The sequence below is a fragment of the Streptomyces sp. NPDC025721 genome, assembly GCF_055558595.1.
In genome coordinates, this window is record NZ_JBVHMF010000011.1 from 1 (window position 1) to 18,685 (window position 18,685).

17 protein-coding genes are annotated in these 18,685 nt (G+C 72.5%); 4 read left to right on the forward strand and 13 right to left on the reverse strand.

Annotation, left to right across the window (positions count from 1 at the left end):
* Positions 1-129: 129 nt before the first annotated feature.
* The 5 genes from ACZ4EF_RS17410 to ACZ4EF_RS17430 form a co-directional block, all read right to left on the reverse strand.
* Entirely contained in the window at positions 130-831 is a 702-nt protein-coding gene (locus ACZ4EF_RS17410) for a class E sortase (RefSeq protein ID WP_391041969.1), read from the reverse strand.
* 36 nt (positions 832-867) lie between these two features.
* Entirely contained in the window at positions 868-2,223 is a 1,356-nt protein-coding gene (locus tag ACZ4EF_RS17415; protein WP_467348365.1) for a class E sortase, read from the reverse strand.
* Between the two features lie 35 nt (positions 2,224-2,258).
* A complete protein-coding gene (locus ACZ4EF_RS17420) occupies positions 2,259-2,936 on the reverse strand; it encodes an aminodeoxychorismate/anthranilate synthase component II (RefSeq protein WP_355336697.1) in 678 nt (225 codons plus the stop codon).
* Positions 2,933-3,133: a hypothetical protein gene (locus ACZ4EF_RS17425; protein ID WP_355336696.1), complete on the reverse strand. Its 201-nt coding sequence runs from the start codon at positions 3,131-3,133 to the stop codon at positions 2,933-2,935. Before ACZ4EF_RS17425 ends, ACZ4EF_RS17420 begins: the two co-directional genes overlap by 4 nt.
* A gap of 120 nt (positions 3,134-3,253) precedes the next feature.
* Positions 3,254-3,958 (reverse strand): DUF881 domain-containing protein, encoded by a 705-nt coding sequence (locus tag ACZ4EF_RS17430; RefSeq protein WP_355336695.1) that lies wholly within the window; start codon positions 3,956-3,958, stop codon positions 3,254-3,256.
* 215 nt (positions 3,959-4,173) lie between these two features.
* Here ACZ4EF_RS17430 and crgA point away from each other — a divergent pair, with 215 nt between their 5' ends.
* On the forward strand, positions 4,174-4,431 hold the full coding sequence (gene crgA / locus ACZ4EF_RS17435; RefSeq protein ID WP_188281586.1) for a cell division protein CrgA: 258 nt from the start codon (positions 4,174-4,176) through the stop codon (positions 4,429-4,431).
* Positions 4,432-4,726: 295 nt separating this feature from the next.
* On the opposite strand, the gene ACZ4EF_RS17440 is transcribed toward crgA, so the two are convergent.
* Together ACZ4EF_RS17440 and ACZ4EF_RS17445 are read right to left on the reverse strand one after the other, a co-directional pair.
* Positions 4,727-5,581, reverse strand: a complete 855-nt coding sequence (locus ACZ4EF_RS17440) for a rhomboid family intramembrane serine protease (protein ID WP_467348175.1) — start codon at positions 5,579-5,581, stop codon at positions 4,727-4,729.
* 171 nt (positions 5,582-5,752) lie between these two features.
* The gene (locus ACZ4EF_RS17445; RefSeq protein ID WP_355336693.1) at positions 5,753-6,280 is read right to left on the reverse strand and encodes a peptidylprolyl isomerase; all 528 of its coding nucleotides are present in this window, start codon (positions 6,278-6,280) and stop codon (positions 5,753-5,755) included.
* A 256-nt stretch (positions 6,281-6,536) separates the two neighbouring features.
* On the opposite strand from ACZ4EF_RS17445, the gene ACZ4EF_RS17450 reads away from it, so the two are divergent.
* On the forward strand, positions 6,537-7,349 hold the full coding sequence (locus ACZ4EF_RS17450) for a DUF5324 family protein (protein ID WP_355336692.1): 813 nt from the start codon (positions 6,537-6,539) through the stop codon (positions 7,347-7,349).
* A gap of 200 nt (positions 7,350-7,549) precedes the next feature.
* Here the strand turns inward: ACZ4EF_RS17450 and ACZ4EF_RS17455 are convergent, their stop codons facing one another.
* The 3 genes from ACZ4EF_RS17455 to ACZ4EF_RS17465 form a co-directional block, all read right to left on the reverse strand.
* Positions 7,550-9,151, reverse strand: a complete 1,602-nt coding sequence (locus ACZ4EF_RS17455) for an MFS transporter (RefSeq protein WP_467505159.1) — start codon at positions 9,149-9,151, stop codon at positions 7,550-7,552.
* A 203-nt stretch (positions 9,152-9,354) separates the two neighbouring features.
* Positions 9,355-12,816 (reverse strand): AfsR/SARP family transcriptional regulator, encoded by a 3,462-nt coding sequence (locus ACZ4EF_RS17460; protein WP_467505161.1) that lies wholly within the window; start codon positions 12,814-12,816, stop codon positions 9,355-9,357.
* Positions 12,817-12,877: 61 nt separating this feature from the next.
* The gene (locus ACZ4EF_RS17465) at positions 12,878-13,417 is read right to left on the reverse strand and encodes a MarR family winged helix-turn-helix transcriptional regulator (RefSeq protein WP_355336690.1); all 540 of its coding nucleotides are present in this window, start codon (positions 13,415-13,417) and stop codon (positions 12,878-12,880) included.
* 84 nt (positions 13,418-13,501) lie between these two features.
* Here ACZ4EF_RS17465 and ACZ4EF_RS17470 point away from each other — a divergent pair, with 84 nt between their 5' ends.
* Positions 13,502-14,146, forward strand: coding sequence for an FMN-dependent NADH-azoreductase (locus ACZ4EF_RS17470; RefSeq protein ID WP_391041984.1), 645 nt, complete (start codon positions 13,502-13,504; stop codon positions 14,144-14,146).
* An 88-nt stretch (positions 14,147-14,234) separates the two neighbouring features.
* Here the strand turns inward: ACZ4EF_RS17470 and ACZ4EF_RS17475 are convergent, their stop codons facing one another.
* Both ACZ4EF_RS17475 and ACZ4EF_RS17480 read right to left on the reverse strand, forming a co-directional pair.
* On the reverse strand, positions 14,235-15,083 hold the full coding sequence (locus ACZ4EF_RS17475) for a methyltransferase domain-containing protein (RefSeq protein ID WP_467505163.1): 849 nt from the start codon (positions 15,081-15,083) through the stop codon (positions 14,235-14,237).
* A gap of 56 nt (positions 15,084-15,139) precedes the next feature.
* Entirely contained in the window at positions 15,140-15,874 is a 735-nt protein-coding gene (locus ACZ4EF_RS17480) for a DUF4232 domain-containing protein (protein WP_467505165.1), read from the reverse strand.
* A 188-nt stretch (positions 15,875-16,062) separates the two neighbouring features.
* Here ACZ4EF_RS17480 and ACZ4EF_RS17485 point away from each other — a divergent pair, with 188 nt between their 5' ends.
* Entirely contained in the window at positions 16,063-17,490 is a 1,428-nt protein-coding gene (locus tag ACZ4EF_RS17485; RefSeq protein ID WP_467505167.1) for a helix-turn-helix domain-containing protein, read from the forward strand.
* Between the two features lie 56 nt (positions 17,491-17,546).
* On the opposite strand, the gene bla is transcribed toward ACZ4EF_RS17485, so the two are convergent.
* Entirely contained in the window at positions 17,547-18,545 is a 999-nt protein-coding gene (bla, locus tag ACZ4EF_RS17490) for a class A beta-lactamase (protein ID WP_467505169.1), read from the reverse strand.
* Between the last annotated feature and the right edge of the window lie 140 nt (positions 18,546-18,685).

Sequence of the window (18,685 nt, forward strand, 5' to 3'; positions counted from 1 at the left end):
GAGGTGGGGATTGGCGGGGAAAGCAGCGGGAGAGGGGGTAGAGGCGCCCCTCGAGGAACAGAGGGGAAGCCCCCCCCCCCCCCCCCCCCCCCCCCCCCGCCCCCCTTTCACGTGTGTCGCCGTACGCGCCTACCGCAGCTCGGCCGGCGGGGTGCGGGCCGCGTCGACCTTCTCGGTGCGGACGAGTTCGCCCCAGACGATGTAGCGGTAGCGGGAGGTGTAGACGGGGGTGCAGGTCGTGAGGGTGATGTAGCGGCCCGGCGTGGTCTTGCCGGACTCCTTGGGGACCTGGTCGGTGACGGCGACGTTGTACTTCGAGGTCTGGTCGAGGATCTTGTAGACCTTGTAGACGTACCAGGTGTCCTTCGACTCGAAGACGACCGGGTCGCCGTCGTGGATCTTGTCGATGTTGTGGAACTTGGCGCCGTGGCCGTCGCGGTGGGCGGCGAGGGTGAAGTTGCCGGTCTTGGCGGTCGGCAGCGCGGCGGGGACGGGGTCGGTGTAGTAACCGGCGACGCCCTCGTTGAGGACCTTGGTCGAGGTGCCCTTCTTGACCAGCACCTCGTAGTCCTTGCCCATGGCGGGGACGTGCAGGAAGCCGATGCCGTCCTTGGTGTCGAGGCTCCCCGGTCCCGCGTCGGGCGTCCGGGCCCAGTCCTGCCGGACCTTGTCCGCCGCCTTGTGCTCATGGCGGTCGGCGAGGACGTTCGTCCACCACAGCGAGTAGGCGACGAACAGCGCGAGCACCAGGCCCGCGGTGATGAGGAGTTCGCCGATGACGCTGATGGTGGCCGCGATGGGCCCCCGGCCGCCGCGTTTGGTCGTGGTCACGCCGTTCCGTTCCTCAAGTTCCGCTTGGAGCATGGATCACTCCACCAGCGCGTCGGGCTTGCCCTTACTGCGCGGCCGTTCCTCGGTCAGCTTTCCCCAGACGATCAACCGGTTGGTGCTGGTGAATTCGGGGGTGCAGGTGGTCAGCGTCAGATAGCGGCCGGGCCCGGTGAAGCCGGAGCCGGTCGGCACCGGCTTGATCACGCTGATGTTGGACGGCGGGGTGGACGCCAGCGAACTGGTGATCTCGTACGTGTAGTAGGTGTCCGCCGTCTCGACCACGACCTTGTCGCCGGGCACCAGGTGGTTGATGTAGCGGAACGGTTCACCGTGGGTGTTGCGGTGGGCGGCGACCGCGAAGTTGCCGGACTTGTCCCACGGCATCGCGGTGTTCAACACGCCGTCGTAGTGGCCGATCATGCCCTTGTCCAGCACATTGTGCTTCGAGACGCCCTGCGCGATGGGCGCCTTGACGTCCAGCTTGGGGATGTACATGATCGCGAAGCCCTGGCCGGGCGAGAAGGTGCCGGGGACCCGGTTCGGGTCGTCCTTCGTGGCGTCCCACTGGTGCTGGAGGTTGTTCGCGGCGCCGCTGGCCTGCTGGTGCGCGCGGACGTTGGTCCACCACAGCTGGTACGTGACGAACAGCAGCATCAGCACGCCGGTGGTGATGAACAGCTCACCGACGATACGGCTGACGACGACCGCCGGGCTCTCCTTGGCGGCCTTCGCGGCCCTGCGGGCCTCGACCCGGCTGAGCGGGACGGCTCCGGCGGGGGCCGCACCGGCCGCGCCACCGGGCGTACGGCCCCTGGCGCGGTGGCCGCCGTGTCCGGCGCCGCCGCGCTGCTGTGCCTGCGCCGCCTTCCGCCGCGCGGCCCGCCCGCCCTCGCCGTCGGGGCCGAGCACGGGACCCGACGCCGGACCGGGCCCGGGACCCGCGGGCTCGGGGGCCGGTTCCGGGGCCGACTCCGTGGTGGGGAAGACGGATTCGAGTACGTCGTCCGCGGGCGGTTCGACGGCCGGCTGCTCGACCGGCCGCACGACGGGCTGCACGACCGTCGCCGTGCCGAGGTCCAGCTCCTCGTCCGCGGTGACGGGCCGGACCGGGGGCGGCGGAGGAGGCGGGGCCGCCTGCGGCGGCTCCTCGGGTACGAACCAGGGCGCGGCCGGCTCGTCGAACACCGGCTCTTCGTAGGCCGGTTCGGGGAAGACCGGCTTCTCGTACGCCGGTTCCGGGAAGACCGGCTCGTCGAACACCGGCTTCTCGTACGCCGGTTCGTCGTAGGTCGGCTCGGGAACCGCGGGGGGTCTTCCGGGGAGAGGGTCGTTCAGGGGGTCGTCGAGCTGCTCGACAACGGCTTTGAACTGCCCGGTGTCCTCATAGGACATCGGGCCGTCCGAGGGGCGCTCCGGGCGGAGCGTGGTCACGCCCCGGCCCTCCCCGCAGGACTTCCCGAACCTCCGGCGCCCCCCGCCGTACCGACCACGGGCGCCAGCCCCTCGGAGCGGCCGACGGCCCCCGGATCACCGCACTCGGCGAGCCAGTTGGCCAGCATCAGATGGCCCCACTCGGTGAGCACCGACTCCGGGTGGAACTGCACGCCCTCGACGGCCGCGTCCCGGTGCCGCAGCCCCATGATCACGCCGGACTCGGTCCACGCGGTGACCCGGAACTCCTCGGGCACGGTGTCGCGTTCGACGGCGAGTGAGTGGTAGCGGGTCGCGGTGAAGGGCGACGGCAGCCCGGCGAAGACGCCGGTCCCGTCGTGCGTCACCGGCGACGTCTTGCCGTGCAGCAGCTCCGGCGCGCGGTCCACGACCCCGCCGTACGCGACGGCCATCGACTGGAGGCCGAGGCACACGCCGAAGACCGGCACCCCGGTGTCCGCGCAGTGCCGCACCATGTCGACGCAGACGCCCGCCTCTTCCGGCGTGCCGGGGCCGGGCGAGAGCAGTACGCCGTCGAAACCGTCCTGCGCGTGCGCGGGCTTGACCTCGTCGTTGCGCCGCACCTCGCACTCGGCGCCGAGTTGGTAGAGGTACTGGACCAGGTTGAAGACGAAGGAGTCGTAGTTGTCCACCACGAGAATGCGTGCGCTCATCGGACAGCGGCCGTCCCCGTCTCGCGTACGACGGCCATCCCGTTGTCGACGGTGACCTCGTTGAACGGCAGCAGCGGCTCCGCCCACGGAAAGATGTACTGGAAGAGGAGGTAGACGACGGCCAGGGCGAGCACGAGCGAGATCAGAGCCCTCACCCACGCGTTACCCGGCAGATGCCGCCAGATCCAGCCGTACATGCGCTGCCTTCCTTCCTCTTCCCCGGAACAGAGTAAAGGGAGATCGGCGTGATAGGGGGCCCGGCTGGACAAAGGCTTCGGCATGCGTTCGCCAATGCTTCGGCCGGGGACGCCCGCCGCTCACGACGCCGGCTCCGCGTAGTGCAGGTCGGTCGAGCCCGAGTAACCGGGCAGTGTCGTCCGCTTCTGCGCGCCGACCTTCCAGCCGAGGCCGTACGCGTTCACGTACTGGAGGTAGTTCTGGATGGCCGGGCTGTCGTTGAGCGCCTTGCGCAGTTTGGCCTGGTCGCCGACGGCGGTGATGCGGTACGGCGGGGAGTAGACGCGGCCCTGGAGGATCAGGGTGTTGCCGACGCAGCGCACCGCGCTGGTGGAGATCAGCCGCTGGTCCATGACGCGGATGCCCTGGGCGCCGCCCTGCCACAGCGCGTTGACCACGGCCTGGAGGTCCTGCTGGTGGATGACCAGGTCGTTGGGCTGCGGGTCGGGGACGCCGGGGACCAGCGCGGTCGCGTTCGGCGGGGCGTCGTTGAGCGTCACGTCGATCGCGGGGCCGGTCAGCTTGCCGGTGCCCGCCGCCTTGTCGAGGGCGTCGAGCCTGGCCCGCTCGGCGGGGCTGACGCCGTCGCCCTGCCGGGTCAGCCGGTCCACGTCCTTGCGCACCCCGGAGAGCTGGTCCTCCAGCTGCTGATTACGGGTGTTCTTGGTACGTACGGTGTCGGACAGCTTCGGCAGCGGGTCGTCGCTGCGGATGTCGACGCCCTTGGCGGTGTTGAAGCTGGTCCAGAAGATCAGTCCGGCGAGCGCGAAGACTCCCGCACTCATGGTCCGCAGCGCTACGGTGCGGTGGGCAGGACGGGAGGAGGGGGTGGGGGATACCCCGTCTGAATCCGTCACCGTACCCTGTCTCCTTATAACCCGAGGAAGCACTACGCTAACGGACGCCCGGAAGCGGTAGTGACCCTTACCAGGCCCAGAACCCGCCCGGCTTACCCCGCACACCCGCGCGGTTACGCAGCGCATCGACAGGAGCGTCCCTCGTGCCGAAGTCACGGATCCGCAAGAAGGCCGATTTCACGCCGCCACCGGCGAAGACGGCCACCGCCATAAAGTTCAACACCAACCGCAACTGGGTCGCGCCGCTCATGCTGGCGTTCTTCATCGTCGGTCTGGCGTGGATCGTGCTGTTCTACGTGACGCAGGGCAGTCTGCCCGTCGAAGCGTTCGGCAACTGGAACATCGTGGTCGGTTTCGGCTTCATCGCGGGTGGGTTCGTCGTGTCCACCCAGTGGAAGTAGCCGTCCCCAGCGGGGTGCCGGGGGCCGCGTCGGCGTGCTGCCGGACGTTTGTCCACACGGTTATCCACAGTGGGGAAAAGGTCGGAAGATCTGTGGATAACCTCTACGAGGTTGACGCCGGTACGACCGGTGGCCAGGACGTCGGCCACCGGTCTTTCGCTGATCTTGGGCTTGTGCGGGCGTGAAACACGGTCTTCCGGCGACTTGTGCACAACTTGCGAAGACCCGCCTACACGCTGTGGATAACGTGTGATCAACGCCAATGGACACGGGTCCACGGCCGCGAATCCGTCCCTCAGGACGTGACCTGCGCCACAGCGATCACGCTGAGCGCGATCGAGACCACCAGGACCGCCGCCGTGGTCCCCCACTGCACCAGATCGCGGCGCTCGCGCGGCGCGTAGGCCATCCCTACGGCGATCGCGGTACCCGCCACCAGTCCGCCGATGTGGCCCTGCCAGCTCACGTCGGCCCAGGTGAAGGTGAACACGATGTTGAGCGCCAGCAGGATCAGCACCGGCCGCATGTCGTAGCGCATCCGCCGCATGAACACGGCCGTCGCGCCGAACAGGCCGTAGACCGCGCCCGAGGCGCCCAGGGTGAGCGACGACGGGGCGAGCAGCAGCACCAGCGCGCTGCCGCCGAGCGCGGAGACCAGGTAGAGCGCGAGATAGCGGGCCCGGCCGAGCATCCGCTCCAGCGGGGCGCCGATCCACCACAGCGACAGCATGTTGAAGCCGATGTGCAGGACCGCCTGGTGCAGGAACGCCGAGGTGATGAGGCGGTACCACTGGTCGGGGCCCTGGGCGACGCCGATGCAGCCGTGCTGTCCGAACGGGTCGTTGCCGCAGACCGCGTACAGCCCGAGGTCGTAGACCAGCCGGTCGCCGACCGCCTGGACCAGCAGGAACACCGCGATGTTCAGGCCGATGAGGATCTTGGTGATCAGGAACGGGTCGGCCGCGACCGTGCCGCCGGCGACCGTACGCGGCGCCGCCGTGTGCCGGCTGGACTCGTTGACGCAGTCCGGGCACTGGAAGCCGACCGACGCGTTGACCATGCACTCGGGGCAGATCGGCCGGTCGCACCGGGTGCAGCGAATACCGGTCTCCCGGTCCGGGTGCCGGTAGCAGCAGACCGCCTGGTCCATGAGCCTTCTCCCTGAATGAAGCGCCTCGCGATGCGGCGCGGAGGCGCTGAGACGCCCCGCCCACTCCTACGTGCGGGCGGGGCGCGATGTTCCCGAAGACGTTCCCCTGAGACGTTCCCCGAAGGTGCTTCCGAAGGGTACGGGATACGGGCCGCGGGGCGGCGGGCCGCGTCAGCGCTTCTCGATCACGACCGTCTCGATGATGACGTCGTCCAGCGGCCGGTCGGTGCGCGGGTTGGTCGGCGCGCCGATGATCGACCCGACGACCTTCTTGCTGGCCTCGTCCGCGACCTCGCCGAAGATGGTGTGCTTACGGGTCAGCCAGGTGGTCGGCGCGACCGTGATGAAGAACTGCGAGCCGTTGGTGGCCGGGCCCGAGTTGGCCATCGCCAGCAGATAGGGCTTGTCGAAGGCCAGGTCGGGGTGGAATTCGTCGGCGAACTCGTAGCCGGGACCACCGGTGCCGTTCCCCAGCGGATCGCCGCCCTGCATCATGAAGCCGGAAATGACGCGGTGGAAGACGGTGCCGTCGTAGAGCTTGGCCGTGGAAGGCCGGCCGGTACGGGGGTCGGTCCACTCGCGGGTGCCCTCGGCGAGCCCGACGAAGTTGTCCACCGTCTTGGGCGCGTGGTTCGGCAGCAGCCGGATCACGATGTCGCCGTGGTTGGTCCTCAGGGTGGCGTAGAGCTGCTCGGCCACGGTCTACCTTCCATAGTCTTCGCTGACAGGGACAAATCCTTTCACGGACGCGGTGGCGCGCGCGGGGTTCCCCGAGGGTCCGTGGCAAGGGAGCCGGCGGCGCGTCCCGAAGGCCCTCCCGGACACCGGGACGGACCGCTCGGAACGGGTACCTGACCCGTATGCGCGTCCACACATGCCGGACCCGCCATCGACAGGCATGATTTCAAACTGGGTGGAAAGGCGAAAACCGTACGCCACCGAGGAGGAGGATCCCGTGACCCGCATCGACAGCGTGCGCCACGCAGCCGACGTGACCAAGGACAGCGTGCGGCATGCCGCGGAGGTGGCGGCGCCGTACGCGAGCACGGCTAAGGACAACGCCGCGTACTACGCGCAGCAGGCCGGCGCACTGGCCAGGCAGCAGTACGACGCCCATCTCGCCGACCGGGTCGACCAGGCCCGCGAACAGGCGAAGTCGGCCGTGCCGCCGAAGGCCGCCGACGCGCTCGGCACCGCCGCCAAGCGGACCCGCCGCGGCGCGCGGGCCGCCGCCGACTACACCGCGCCGAAGGTGCGGGCGGCGGCCGACTACACCGCGCCCAAGGTGGAGTCCGCCGTGACCGCGACCCGCTCGGTCGCCGGTCCGGCCAAGGACGAGGCGGTGCTGCGCGGTGCCGCCGCGCTGCACGCCCTGCGCGGTCAGGTGACCGCGGCCGAGATCGACGGGCTGGTCCGCAGGCGGGTGCGCCGCGAGCGCACCGGCCGGGTCTTCCGCGGGCTCGTCGTCGCCGGTCTCGTCGGCGGTGCGGCCTTCGCCGCCTGGAAGTGGTGGTCGAAGCAGACCAACCCGGACTGGCTGGTGGAGCCGCCCGAGGCGACCGACGTCGCCGACCGCGGTCCCGTGAACAGCAGCGGCACCCTCACCGTCGTCGAGCCGGTCGGCCACCCCAACGGGTCCTCGCCGAACGGCACGATCGACCAGGTCGACGGCTCCCTCGAGGCCGATGGCCTCGACCCCGAGGTCGAGGCCAAGCAGGCCGACGCCGACCGCCCCGACGACGAGGGCCGGGGCGGCACCTACCCCTAACCGCCGACGAGGGACGAATCGCGCGATCAGCCGTGACGTGTGTGGCACGTCACGGCTGATCGCGCCGTGGCGCGGGTGAGAACCGTCCCCAGCGGGGCGGTTGCTGTCGTTTTCGGGCTCAAAGCCCGGCGGGGGCTGAGCGCGCAGTTCCCCGCGCCCCTTCTGGGCTCGTACCCACCGGGCGCACAAGTGCGCCGTCGTCAGACGGCAGGGGCGGGCTGGGGGGCCTGTTCCGCAGGGGCTTCGGGGACGTCGAGCACGGCGGGGACCCCGCGGAGGGCGAACAGGGCGGCGACGGCACCGGCCAGCATCAGCGCGGCGGCGATGTAGAGGGTGCCGTGCAACCCGTCGGTGAAGGCCGACTTGGCGGCGGCGACGACCTGCCGCCCGGTGGCGCCGGGCAGGGCGGCGCCGGTCTCGACGCCGGAGGTGACGGATTCGCGCGCGGTGGCGACCCGGTCGGGGGAGAGCCCGGCGGGCAGGGTGAGGCCGTTGCGGTAGAAGGCGCTGAGGACCGACCCGAGGATGGCGATACCGAGGGCGCCGCCGAGCTCCATGGCGGTCTCGGAAATGGCGGCGGCCGTACCGGTCCTGGTCCTGGGCACGCTGGCCAGCAGGGTGTCGGCGGTGACCGAGAAGACGAAGATCAGTCCTGCGCCGTTGACGACGAGCGCCGGAAGCAGCAGCCAGTAGCTGGTGTCGGCGCCGATCAGCCCGAACGCGGCGGTGCTCAGCGCCATGAGCAGCAGGCCGAACGAGACGGTACGGGCCCGGCCGATCCTCGGGATCAGCAGCGCGGACAGCGGCGCGGCGAAGGCGGCGGACAGCGGTCCCGGCAGCAGCGCGAGCCCCGCGGTCAGCGGCGACCAGCCGCGTACCACCTGGAAGTACAGGGAGAAGCCGAGGGACAGGGTGGTGGCGGTGAACAGCGTCACGACGTTGGAGCCGACAGCCCCCGCGAAGGCGGGGTTGCGGAAGAACCTCAGGTCGAGCAGCGGTTCGGCGAGGGTGGTCTGGCGGCGCAGGAAGAGGACGAGGGCGGCGAGGCCGACGGCCGCCGAGATCCAGACGGCGTGGTCGTCGACGCCGTCGCGTGCGGCGGCCTTGATCGCGTAGATCACGCCGAAGAGCCCGGCGATCGACAGGGGCACGCTCGGCCAGTCCAGCCGTCCCGGGTGCGGATTGCGGGACTCGGGGAGCAGGACGGCGCCCGCGACGAGGACGGCGGCCATCACGGGGACGTTGATCAGGAAGACCGAGCCCCACCAGAAGTGGTCGAGCAGCACGCCGCCGACGACCGGGCCGAGCGCGAAGCTGGCCGCGCCGATGCCGCTGCTGATGCCGATCGCGGTGGTCCGCTCCTTGGGATCGTCGAAGACGCTGCGGACCAGCGACAGGGTCGACGGCATGATCGTGGCCCCGGCCAGGCCGAGCAGCGCGCGGGACGCGATCAGCATGCCGGGGCCGTCGGCGTAGGCGGTGAGCGCGGAGGCGGCGCCGAAGCCCGCGACGCCCAGCAGCAGGAGCTTCTTGCGGCCGATCCGGTCGCCGATGTTGCCCGCCACGATCAGCAGGCCGCCAAGAACGAAGCCGTAGATGTCCACGATCCACAGGAGCTGTGTGGAGGACGGGCCCAGCTCGCGGGACAGGGACGGGATCGCGTAGTTGAGGACGCTGTTGTCGATGCCCAGCAGCGCGGCGGCCACGCAGCAGATTGCCAGGACGGCCCAGCGCCGCCGGTGCGCCTGTTCTGCGGCGCTCCCGCCGCCCCTCACATCGTCGTTCGGTGTCGTCGTCGTCATGGCAAGCAGCGTGCGGCGGCCCGCTGACGGCCGGCGCACCGTCGGCTGACAGCGCCGGGGCGCGATCCGGTCAGCGGGCGGTCGGGGCTGGGCCGGGGCGCGTGTCCCAGGACGGGAGCCGCACGCGGCAGGCGGTCGGAGAGCGTCAGGGGCGCGGGTCTCGGGGCCGGTCTCGCCCACGCGGCGGGCGGTTCGCCGTCAGCTCAGTCCGCCGTGAGGTACGCCGTCAGGACGGCGAGTGCCGCGTCGCGGTCGAGGGCAGCGGCCCGCGCGCGCTCGCGCTCGTACGCCTCGTCGCCCAGCGCGGCGCGTACGGCGGCGACGGTCGCGGCGGCGTCCGGCCCGGTGGGCGGCCGGCCGCGCAGGGCCTCGGCGGCACCGAGGAGGGCGGCGGCCCGTGGCGCGTCGCCGTTGAGCAGGGCGAGGCCCGCGGTGGCCTCGGCGGCGACGGCGCCGTTGAGCGGGAGCCGCATGGCGACGCTGTCGAGGGTGACCGCCTCGCGGAAGTGGCCGCGGGCCAGCTCCGGGTCGCGGTCGGCGACGGCGACCCGGCCCAGGGCGACGAGGACGGCGGAACGGGTGCCGTTGCTGGAGAACCAGCCGACCGGGCACTCGGCCAGCGCCTGCTCGTACAGCGCGCGGGCGCCGTCGCCGTCGCCGCGCAGCCGGACGGACTCGGCCAGCGCCAGGTGGGCGAGTGCCAGGCACTCGGGGGTGCCCGCCCGGCGGGACAGCTCCACGGCCCGCTCGCTGTACGCGGCGGCGGTCGCGTAGTCGCCCGCCTTGGTGCTGTACGCGGCGCGGATGCAGAGCAGCTCCGCCATGTCGAGCGCCGAGTCCAGCTCCTCGGCGAGCAGCAGCGCGTCATCGAGGAGGGAGTCGGCGAGCGCGAGTTCACCGCGGTGGTCGGCGAGGTCGGCCAGCACGTTGAGGTTGGTGATCATGCCCCAGCGGTCGCCGAGGCGGCGGAACTCCTCGTAGGAGGCGGTGCAGTGGATCCGCGCGGCGACCGGGTCGGCGCGCGTCAGCCAGGACTGGAATCCGCTGCCGAGCAGGATCAGCGCGCGGTACCAGGGGTGGTCCCGCTCGGTGAGGAACTCGTCGAAGACCGCTTCCAGGACGTCGATGCCCTCGTCGGGGACCCCGGCGAAGGGCGCCCACAGCAAGGTGAGCACGGGGTAGCGGCGGGACAGCCGGTGCATCGCCTCGACCACCCGGGTCGCCGCCGCGACATGGTCGGCGAACTCCTCGGGGTCGGGCAGCATCCCGACCACCGCCATCACGCACAGCGCGTACTCCTCCTCCATCCCCTCCGGCGGATTCGGGCCGAGGGCGGCGAGGACCTGGCGGGCGGGTCCGAAGCCCTCGTAGCGCACGCCGCGCAGCAGCCAGTACGAGGACAGGGCCGCGATCAGCCGCATCGCGGTACGCACCTCGCCCGCCTCCAGGCTGCGGTGCAGCGCGGCCTGGAGGTTGTCGCGCTCGTCGCCGAGCAGCCGCAGCCACTCCAGTTGCTCGGCGCGGCGCAGGTGCGGGTCGGCGGTGAGCGCGAAGTCCAGGAAGTACGCGGCGTGCGCGCGCACCGTCGCCTCGCGCTCCCCCGCCTCCGTCAGCCGCTCGGCGCCGTACGCCCTGATCGACTCCAGCGCGCGGTAGCGAATCCGGCCCGCGCCGTCCGGCTGCTCGGCCACCACCAGGGACTTGTCGACCAGCGCGTCCAGCAGGTCCAGCACGTCCTCGGCGAGGATTCGCGCGCCGTCCGCGCACACCGCCTCCGCGGCGGCGGGCGTCCAGCCGCCCGCGAAGACCGAGACACGGCGGAGCACGGCCCGCTCGTCGTCGGGCAGCAGGTCCCAGCTCCAGTCGACGACCCCGCGCAGGGTGCGCTGGCGCGGCTGGGCGGTGCGGCTGCCGCGCGACAGCAGCCGGAAGAGCGCGTCGGGCCGTACGCCCAGGCTGTACGGGGCGTCGTCGTCGGGCAGCGCGCCGAGCCGGTCGGCGATGTCGGTCACCGACAGCGAACGCAGCCGGGCCGCGGCCAGTTCGATGGCGAGCGGCAGCCCGTCGAGCGCGGTGCACAGCCGCAGGACGGCGTCCACGGTGGCCGGGTCCGCGGTCGCGTCGAGGTCGAGGTCGGGGCGTACGGCGGCGGCCCGCTCGGTGAACAGCCGCACGGCGGGGGAGCGCAGCGCCTGCTCGCGGTCGGTGCCGGGCCGGGGCACGTCAAGCGTGGGCACCGGGCACAGCGTCTCGCCGTTGATGCCGAGGGCTTCCCTGCTGGTGGCGAGCAGCCGCAGCAGCGGTGACCCGGCGAGCAGCCGCTCGGCCAGCCGGGCCGCGTCCTCCACCACGTGCTCGCAGTTGTCGAGGACCAGCAGCAGCGGGCGGCCGTCCAGGGCGGCGGTGATCCGCGCGACGGGGTCGTGCGGGCCGGGGTCGTGCCCCTGGCCGCCGGACGCGGCCGATCCGGCCGCCAGCAGCCCGCCCGCCCGCAGGCCGAGCGCGCCAAGGACGGCCTGCGGGAGTTCCGCGCCGTCGCTGAGCCCGGCCAGCGGCACGAAACAGGCGTCGTGCGCGTACCGCCCCGCGGCCTCCACCGCCAGGCGCGTCTTGCCCGCGCCGCCGGGGCCGGTGAGCGTGACGAGCCGCTGGCGCGCCAACTGCTCACCGATCCGCTTCAGTTCGGCGGACCGGCCGACGAAGCTGGTGAGCTGGGCGGGGAGTTCGTGCCGGGGCGGGGCCGGGGCGGGCGCGCCGTCCCCTGAGCCTCCCGCGCCTTCCGTCGATGTTCCACGTGGAACATGTCCGTCGGCGCCCACCCTGTCCGCCGTGTCTGTTTCACGTGGAACATCCTGCGGCGCGTCCCGTGGAACATCCCGCCGGGCGGCCCGCGACGCGTCCCGTGGGGCCTCGCGTGAGATGTCCCGTGGAAGCAGCGCGGGGTCGCCGCGCAGCACCGCGAGGTGGACGGCGGCCAGTTCGGGTCCGGGGTCGGCGCCGAGGGAGTCGGCCAGTTCGCGCCGGGCCTCCTCGTACGCCTCCAGCGCCTCGCTCTGCCGTCCGCTGCCGTACAGCGCGCGCATCAACTGGCCGCGCGGGCGCTCCCGCAGCGGGTGCGCGGTGACGAGTTCGCCGAGTTCGGCGACCAGGGAGCGGTGGCGGCCGAGGGCGAGGTCGGCGTCGACTCGGTCCTCGACGGCGCCGGTCCGCAGCTCTTCGAGCCGGGTGATCTGCGCGGCGGCGAAGGGCGCGGCGCCGACGTCGGCGAGTGCGGGGCCGCGCCACAACGCGAGGGCGGTGCGCAGCAGTCGCTCGGCCAGGACCGGGTCGCCCGCGGCCAGGGCGGCGCGGCCCTCGGCGCTCAGCCGCCGGAAGCGGTGGGCGTCCACCTCGTCCGGTGCGACGGCGAGCCGGTAGCCCGCGGGGAGCCCTTCGAGCGGCACCGGCAGTACCTGGCGCAGCCGGGAGATCTGGGACTGCACGGCGTTCCCCGCGCCCGCGGGCGGCTCGTCGCCGTAGAGGCCGTCGATCAGCCGCTCGGCGGGCACCGCCCGGCCCGCGTCGAGCAGCAGCAGGGCGAGCACCGCGCGCCGCCGGGGGCCGCCCAGCGCGACCTCGGCGCCGTCCGCGCCCACCACCCGCGTCGCGCCCAGGATGCCGAACATCACGCCCCCGTTCTCCGCCCGGGAGCGCGGGCCGACGCCGCCCGTGGCTCCCCGGGCACCGTCAGCAGGTCTCCGTGTCCCCCGCCTCGCCCAGGCACTCCGGCACGGCGGCCGGGGCGTCGGTCACGCAGTTCAACGCCGCGTCCGTCGCCGTCCCGTCCACGCCGTGTCCCGACGCGGCGAGCTGGAGCAGATCGTAGAGGGTGTCGCGCTGGCCGGTGTCGAGCGCGCAGAGGACTTCGTCCTCGACGCGGGCGAGCGCGAATTCGGCCTTGGCCAGCCGCTTGCCGCCCTCGTCGGTGAGCTGCACCAGGTGGCGCCTGCGGTCCTCGGGCGAGCGGAGCCGTTCGATCAGGCCGTCCGCCTCCAGATCGTTGAGCAGGCCGACGACATTGGCGCGGTCCATCATCAGCGTCGTGGAGAGCGCCTGCTGGGTGCTGCCGTGCTGGTCACGCAGGACGGTGAGGGCCACCAGGTGCCGTGGGCGCAGGCCGAGCGGGGTCAGCACGGACTCGGCGTGCAGTCGCATCCGGCGCGTCAGCTGTTCGAGCAGCGCGCCTGAACGTCGCGGGGGCTGGTTGAGCACGGGCAGTGAGGCCACTTCCTCAGTCTATCGGGCGGCGTGGAATCATGACGTGCTATAAATCGTTGGCGTTACACAAACCAAGTATGAAGGGTTAACGAGATGCCTCACCTCCTGCACATCGATTCCAGCGTCCAGGGCGACCGATCCGTCAGCCGCCGGTTGACCGCGCGGGCCGCCGCCGCCTGGAAGGCCGCCCACCCCGATGGCACGGTCACCTACCGCGACCTGGGCAAGGACCCGATTCCGCACATCCACACCGGCACCGTGGGCGTGGCGATGATCCCGGCCGAGGACCGCACCCCCGAGCAGGCCGCCACCTACGCGCTGTCCGAGACGCTGATCGGTGAGGTCAAGGAGGCGGACACCGTTCTGCTCGGTCTGCCCGTCTACAACTTCGGCGCGCCCAGCAGCGTCAAGTCATGGGTCGACCACCTGATCGTGCCCGGTCTCTCCGTCGACGCCGAGACGAGGGACCCGCTGCTGACCGGCCGCGACTTCGTCGTCCTCGCCTCGCGCGGCGGCGGCTACGCCCCCGGCACCCCCCGCGAGGGCTGGGACCACGCGGAGCAGTGGCTCCCGCACGGCGTGGTCATGACCGGCCTGGTCCCGCGCTTCATCACCGCCGAGCTGACCCTCGCGCCGGTCACCCCGGCCATGTCCGAGCTGATCCCGCTCGCCGAGAAGAGCCTCGCGGCGGCGGAGGAGGCCGTCGACGCGCTGTGGCAGCCGGTGCGGGCCGCCTGATCCCTGGGGGTTCCCTGACCCCTCAGGGTTCCCTGACCCCTCAGGGGCTCGCGGAATGACGCCCCGGCTCCACCGGCCCGGGCCACGGCTACGCCTGCGCCACCACGATGTAGAAGGTCACGGCCGCGAGGAAGGGCCCTGAGGCCAGGTGGTCCAGCCAGCGACGGGCCCCTTCGACGGTGAAGTACCCGGCGGCGAGGGCCCGTTGCGTGGTCCGCTCCAGGCCGAGGACCTTGTCGGCGGCGCCGACGTCCCGGAAGGCGGGCGTCACCGGGACGACCGCCGGCACCGTGAAACCGGCCTCCGCCGCCAGCCGGGGGAGCTGCCTGCCGATCCGGGCGTTACGGATCACCTCGTCGGTCACGTACCGCGTGTAGGCGCGCGACAGCTCGTCGTCGGGGTGGTCGACGGTCAGCGTGTCCCAGTCCGGCTCGCCCAGCACCAGCCGCCCGCCGGGCCGCAGCACACGGTGGGCCTCGCGCAGCGCCCGTACGGGATCGGCGACGTGTTGCAGCACCCGGTCGGTGCGGGCGCGGTCCACGCTGCCGTCGGCCAGGGGCAGTTCGTGGACGTCACCGAGGTGGACGGTGACGGTGTCCCGGCCGACGGTACGTTCCCTGGCGGTGTCGACGGCGACCTGGTCGTGGTCCACACCGATGACCGCGCCGGGGGCGGAGCCCGAGCCCGTACCGCTGACCGCGTCGGCGAGGGCGCCGAGGTCGGTGCCGGGGCCGCAGCCGATGTCCAGGACCGTCTGGCCGGTCCTGACATCGAGTGCGTCGAGCATGCGGCCCTTGTAGAAGCGGCCCAGGTCGGTCGCGGCGAGACGGTCGAGGTAGACGACGGAGCCGGGAGCGACGGTCTCGAAGACCGCTGAGGTCGGTGAACTCGGTGAACTCCATGAGCTCGATGAGGGCGATGAGGTCGATGACGTCATGGCGCCAGTCAACCAACCGCCCCCGCGTCGGCGGGCTCCTTCCCCCGGAGGGGCGGCTACCAGGAGATCGCGTCGTTCATCGACTGCTGCCAGTAGCTGACCTTGAGCGAGTCGTCGATGTAGGTGCCCCCGGCGGGCAGCGACGGGTGGGCGCCGGTGCCGACGCTCTCGTTGCCGGAGCGGCCGTGGAAGTAGACGTTCAGGGTCTTCACGGTGCGGCCGTGCTCAGCGCTGCCGTCGGCGGCGGCCAGGACGATGACGGCGTAGCCGGACTCACCCGGGTTCAGGGTGACGACCGCCTGCGGCTGGGACTCCTCGATGACCGGCGGCTCGGCCTGCGCGTCGGTGAACTGCACGGACGGGTACGTGTAGAGGAGGCAGGGGTTGCCGCCGGTGTTGGTGACCGTGAGCAGCATGTGGTTCACGGGACGGTTCAGCGGGGACGCGACCGTCTTGGTGTTGGAGCCCTGGCAGGTGACCGCCGTGTCCTTGGCCCCGGGCTTCTTCGGCGCGGGTGCCTTGGCCACGGGCTTCTTGGTCGAGCCGTCCGCGGCGGGCTTCGAACCGACCGGCGTGCCCCCGGCGTCCGCAGTGGTGGAGCCGGAACCGGGAGTGAGGGTCGGGGTGACCGAGGGCGAGCCGTCGGAGGAGGACGAAGAGGCCGGCGAGGCGCCCTCGTCCCTGCTGCCCGACCCGTCGTCGCAGGCGGTCAGGGCGAACGCGGCGAGCGCCACGGTCGCGGCGGCGGTGACGAAGCGGGTACGGGTACGGGAGTTCCGGATGCTGGACATGTGGCGGGTGCCCCTTAGTCGTTCGGGTGGTGGTGCTGCTTGGATGACTGGAGCTTGCGGGGCAATCCGTCCCAGCCACCACCGTCGGCGGGCAGTTGGGGACGCTGGGATGGAAAAACCGGCTCTGAGCAGGGGGAACGCACATCCCCTGGAATGCGTGACTGGGACGCGGGGGGATGGAGGAACTGATGTCGGTGGCAACAGGGGCCGGTGAGACGAACGAGTTCGCGACCCTGCTGCGGCAGCTCAAGGACCGTTCGGGCCTGAGCTACGGGGCGCTGGCGAAGCGGCTGCACATGAGCACGTCGACGCTGCACCGCTACTGCAACGGCACCGCGGTGCCGAACGAGTACGCGCCGGTCGAGCGCCTGGCGCGGGTCTGCCGGGCGACGCCCGAGGAACTGATGGAGCTGCACCGCCGCTGGATCCTCGCGGACGCGGCGCGCGACCGGCGCGCGGAACAGGCCGCGGCGGCGCGGGCGGGGGCGGCAGCGGCGGAAGCGGGGGCGGCGGAGGCACCGGGTACGGAGCAGGCGGCGCCGTTGTCGCAAGCGGCGGAGGCGGAGGCGGATGCCGAGGCCGGGGCAGAAACCGGGACCGGGGCCGAAGCCGGGACCCCGGCCAAGGCCAAGGCCGAGACCGACGGGAACGGTGACCTGGTCGTCACCGACCTGCCGCGCACGCCCGCGCCCGCACCGCCGTCACGCCGCCGCCGTCACGCCCTGATCGCGGCCGTCACCGTGGCCGCCGTCCTGGGAGCCGTGGTCCTCGCCGTGGACCGGCCCTGGGACGGCGGGAACGGCGGGGGTTCCGCCGACGGAAAACAGCGGGCCGTCGGCGCCACCGGCACCACCGCCGCCACGACCACCGGTACGGCGGCCACCGCGACGCCGCCCGCCACCCCGTCCTCGACCGCGCCGAGCCGCACCCCGTCCACCACGCCCTCGGCCACCAGGACCGGCGGGGCCGCGCCCGCCACCAGGACCGGCGACGGCGAAGGCGACGGCACGGCCCCGCCGGTCAGCGTCGACGTCCACCCCTACGTCCGCGCCGAGGAGAACCCGTGCAGCCAGCACTTCCTCGTCGACGCCGAGCCCTCGCACATGGGGCCGCCCGCCAGCGAGCAGGACTCACCGCGCTGGGCCGCCGCGTACGGCGCGGTCTCCTCCGACGAACAGCGCCTGTCCCTCACCGTCCAGGGCACCGGCTCCGAGACCGTCGTCCTGGAGGCCCTGCACGTACGGATCGTCTCCAAGGCCGCGCCGCTCGCCTGGAACGACTACGCGATGGCCGTCGGCTGCGGCGGCAATGTCGGGACGGCGGACTTCGGCGTCGACCTCGACAAGGGCAGCCCGCACCTCACCCCGGAGAACGGCCAGCGCGACTTCCCGTACAGCGTCAGTGAGTCGGACCCCGAGGTCTTCCGCGTCACCGCCACCACCAAGGCGTACGACGTCCGCTGGGACCTGCTCCTGGACTGGTCGAGCGGCACCCGCCACGGCACCCTCCACATCGACAACAAGGGCATCCCCTTCCGTACCAGCGCCGACGTGAACCGTCCCGGCTACGACTACCCGCCCGGCTACACCGACTGGATCAAGCGGGAGGGCGGCTGAGGCGAGGCGGGGGACGACGCGGTGACGTACGGACACCGGTGACGCGGGTGACGCCGTTACCGCGTCAGTGCTCCGAAGGCGACTTCGGAGGCCCGGGCGATGAGCGCGTCGTCGCGGGTCGCGTCCTCGGCCGCGCGGCGGGATAGGACGGCGAGGACGATCGGCGCGCCCCCGCCGGGCGGCCAGGCGATGGCGATGTCGTTGCGGGTGCCGTACCCGCCGGTGCCGGTCTTGTCGCCGATCCGCCACCCGCGCGGCGCACCGGCCCTGATGGTGTGGTCCCCGGTCGTGTTGCGCACGAGCCAGTCGGTCAGCACGGCGCGCTTGTCGGCGGGGAGGGCCGTCCCGAGGACGTACGCGCGCAGGTCGGTGGCCAGGGTGCGGGGCGTGCTGGTGTCGCGGAGGTCACCGGGGACGGCGTCGCTGAGCGCGGGTTCGTACCGGTCGCAGTGGGTGACGTGGTCGCCGAGCGCGCGCAGGGCGTCCTGGAGCCGCCGGGGGCCGCCGAGTTCGCGGAAGAGAAGATTCGCGGCGGCGTTGTCGCTGTACCGGATGGCCGCGTCGCACAGGTCGCGCACGCTCATTCCGGTGGCCACGTGCTTCTCGGTGATCGGTGAGTTGCTGACGATGTCGCCCCGGCCGTAGCGCACGACGCGGTCGAGCCGCCGCAGCGAGTTCTTCTCCAGAACGGCTCCGGCCAGCAGGGCCTTGCAGGTGGAGGCGTACGCGAAGCGTTCGTCGGAGCGGTGCGCGACGGTACGGCCGCTGCCGGTGTCGAGCGCGTGGACGCCGAGGGTGGCGTCGAACTTCTTCTCCAGGTCGGCGAAGGCGCGCCGCGTGGCGGGGTCGGCGGCGTTCGTCGCGCCCGGGGCGGGTCGCGTGGGTCCGGTGGGCCGGGTGGGCCGGGTCACGGGCGGGGACGTCGTCGTCGGCCGCGCGCCCGACCGGGTCGGGGCGGTCGTTCCGGAGCCGCCGCAGCCGGTGATCGGCACGGCCGCGATCCCGGTGAGGGTGGCGAGCGCGGAACGGCGGGAGACAGGGGTGCGGGTGTCCATGGGGTGCATGACTCCGTTCTGAGGGGGGTGGGTTCGCACCGGGGGGGGCCGCCGGTCGGCTCAGGAGGTGAGCCGGTCCTGGTGGCCGCGGACGGCCCACGGCGTCGGTGCGGGGGCACACCGTACGGTCGGCCCCTCGT